The organism is Sphaerotilus sp. (assembly GCF_031429695.1).
Classification (GTDB): Bacteria; Pseudomonadota; Gammaproteobacteria; order Burkholderiales; family Burkholderiaceae_C; genus Sphaerotilus.
The window spans coordinates 1-2,810 of the sequence record NZ_JANPAB010000074.1 but is presented as its reverse complement, the minus strand read 5'-3'; the positions used below and the strand labels follow the sequence as shown (position 1 = coordinate 2,810).

At 66.3% G+C, this 2,810-nt stretch carries 4 protein-coding genes; 1 reads left to right on the top strand and 3 read right to left on the bottom strand.

Annotated elements, in window-relative coordinates; all coding sequences use genetic code 11:
* A partial coding sequence (locus tag RMP06_RS14510; RefSeq protein WP_310462496.1) for a hypothetical protein occupies positions 1 to 417 on the top strand: 417 nt, incomplete at its 5' end.
* Positions 418 to 458: 41 nt separating this feature from the next.
* Here RMP06_RS14510 and RMP06_RS14505 read toward each other — a convergent pair.
* The 3 genes from RMP06_RS14505 to RMP06_RS14495 form a co-directional block, all read right to left on the bottom strand.
* Entirely contained in the window at positions 459 to 1,418 is a 960-nt protein-coding gene (locus tag RMP06_RS14505; protein WP_310462495.1) for an SMP-30/gluconolactonase/LRE family protein, read from the bottom strand.
* Between the two features lie 2 nt (positions 1,419 to 1,420).
* Positions 1,421 to 2,254 carry an NAD-dependent epimerase/dehydratase family protein gene (locus tag RMP06_RS14500; RefSeq protein WP_310462494.1) on the bottom strand — a complete coding sequence of 278 codons (834 nt, stop codon included), beginning with the start codon at positions 2,252 to 2,254 and terminating at the stop codon, positions 1,421 to 1,423.
* A 30-nt stretch (positions 2,255 to 2,284) separates the two neighbouring features.
* A partial coding sequence (locus RMP06_RS14495; RefSeq protein WP_310462493.1) for a TRAP transporter large permease subunit occupies positions 2,285 to 2,810 on the bottom strand: 526 nt, incomplete at its 5' end.

Below are 2,810 nucleotides of genomic sequence, written 5' to 3'. Positions count from 1 at the left end.
GGACCAGGTCGTAGCGTTTGCCTTGCCCTCGGCGTGGATCCTTCACCGTCGCCAAGCACTCCTTCAACGTCTTCATTGCGCTATCCGTGTCTCAAACCAGCTCGCATTGTCATTGTCTCAGGCAGCAGTGAACAGCCCTGGTACTTGTCCCAAGGCGACGAGGCGACCTTCTTTGTCTGGCTGAAATCTGTTCCTGGCGTCGTCGCTGTAGTCGGCTCTGGTCGCGAAATTCACATTCAGCTTCGCTCCAAGCGTCTGTCGCAGCAGGGCCTGCGCGAATTGATCGCGCTGTACACCCGGTATGACGGCAATCTGAGCGAACTCGCACAATTCGCAACAGATGCCAACTCTGCTTGGTTCAAAGCGCCGAATGCTGTGTGGCATCGCGCCGTATTCGGGGCGGAAAATGCTGTTTAACCCGGCACGCTCTAAACTGAAGCGCAACCCGCTAGCCAACTTCAGCGCACCGCCCCCGTCGTGTTGACGTACAGCGCATAAACCGAATGACTCGCCGCCATGAACAGCCGATTCCCCTTCGCCCCGCCGAAGCAGACATTCGCGCAGCGTTCGGGCAGATGAATATGTCCGATCGGCTGGCCGGCGGGGTTGTAGACGCGCACGCCGTCGAGCGCCGCTGGATCCGCGCCCGGCGTGCCGTTGCTGCCGAAGCCGCACCAGAGATTCCCCGCCACGTCGCAGGCCATGCCGTCGAGCGCACCCGGCCCGTCGGCATCGACGTGCAGCCGCTTGTTCGACAGCGTGCCGTCGCCGGCGTGGTCGTAGGCCCAGATCAGCCGGTGTGGCGCAGCGCGGCTTTCGATGACGTAGAGCACCGATTCATCCGGCGAGAACGCCAGCCCGTTCGGCCCGTCGAGGTCGTCGAGCGGGCAATCCAGCCGGCCGGTCGCCGCATCGATCCGATAGACACCGTGCGGGCGCTCGGCTTCAGCCGGTTCACCCTCCCAGTGGCCGCCGATGCCGAAACTCGGGTCGGTGAACCAGACCGCGCCATCGCGGCGGCACAGCGTGATGTCGTTGGGCGAGTTCAGCCGGGCGCCGTCGAAGCGATCCGCCAGCACGGTGACGCGGCCATCGTGCTCGGTGCGCGTCACGCGGCGCGTCAGGTGCTCGCACGAGACCAGCCGCCCCTGCCCATCGCGGGCGTGGCCGTTGGCGTTGTTCGACGGCTGGCGGAACACGCTCAGCGCGCCCGAGGTGTCGTCCCAACGCAGGATGCGGTCGTTCGGGATGTCCGACACCAGCAGGTAGCGCCCGTCGCCGAACCACACCGGCCCCTCCGCCCAGCGCAACCCGGTGGCGAGCCGCTCCACGCTGGCGTTGAACAGCCGCAGTTTCAGGAACTCCGGGTGCAACACCTCGACCGCCGGATCGGGATAACGCAGCGACAGCGGCTCCATGGTCACTCCCCGGCGAAGAACGGCCCGGTGCGCACGAACGCACCGCCCTGATACACCACCGCCGGGTCGCTGCGGTCCAGCGTCTGCTGGCGCGCCTCGACCTCGGCGCGGAAGACCTCCGACGAGTCCTGCGGCCGGTAGCCGAGGTGGCGCGCCGGGGTGTTGTCCCACCAGGTCGTGGCGTTGTCGCTCATGCCGTAGACGATGCTGTGGCCGACCACCGGGGCGGTGAGCGCCGCGACGATCAGCCGCTCGGTGTCGTCGAAGCTCATCCAGGTGGCGAGCATGCGCCGGTCCTTGGGCGCGGCGAACGCCGAGCCGATGCGCACGCTCACCGTCTCGATGCCGAAGCGGTCCCAGTAGAGCTGCGCGAGGTTCTCGCCGAAGCACTTCGACAACCCGTAGAACCCGTCCGGGCGCACCGGGTCACGCGGGCTGACGACCTCGTCCTGCCGGTAGAAGCCGGTGACGTGGTTGGAGCTGGCGAAGACGATGCGCTTCACGCCGTGGTGGCGGGCGGCTTCGTAGAGGTTGACCATGCCGACGATGTTGCCGTCGAGGATGCTTTCCCAGGTCTGCTCGGTCGAGACGCCGCCCATGTGGACGACCGCCTCGACGCCTTCGAGGGCGGCGAACACGGCGGCCTTGTCCGCGAGGTCGGCCGGGGCGAGTTCTTCACCCGGGCCGGCGGTGCCGAGCGTGTCTCCCCGGGCACTCAGGCGCAGCGTGTCGCAATAGGCTTTCAGGCGGGGCCAGAGTTCGCGGCCGAGGTTGCCGGCTGCGCCGGTCAGCAGCAGGCGCTTGAAACGGATCGCGGAAGCGGGGCGGTCGAGCATCAGGAAGGGTCTCCGAGGGGAATCACGGGATCACTTGAACAGCGAGGGCAGCCACAGCGAAAACGCCGGCACGTAGGTCACGAACACCAGGCAGGCGCCAAGCGCGCTGTAGAACGGCAAGATGGTGCGCATCACCTGGCCGACCGAGATTTCCCCGATCGCGCAGCCGACGAACTGCACCGAGCCGACCGGCGGCGTGTTCAGCCCGAGCGCGCAGTTGATGAGCATGATGATGCCGAACTGCACCGGGTCCATGCCGAACTGCATCGCGATGGGCAGGAAGATCGGCGTGCAGATCAGGATGGTCGCGGCCATGTCCAGGAAGGTGCCCAGGATGAACAGCAGCACGTTGATCATCAGGAAGATCACCCACGGCGCGCTGGACACCGACTGCATCAGCTCGCCCGTCTTCTGCGGCACCTCGTAGAGCGCCATGAAGTAGCCGAAGGCGTTGGAGATGCCGATCAGCAGCAGCACGACGCCGGTGGTCTTGCAGGCCTTGGCGCAGGCTTTGAGGAAGTTCTTCCACGTCAGCGAGCGGTAGACGAACACGGTG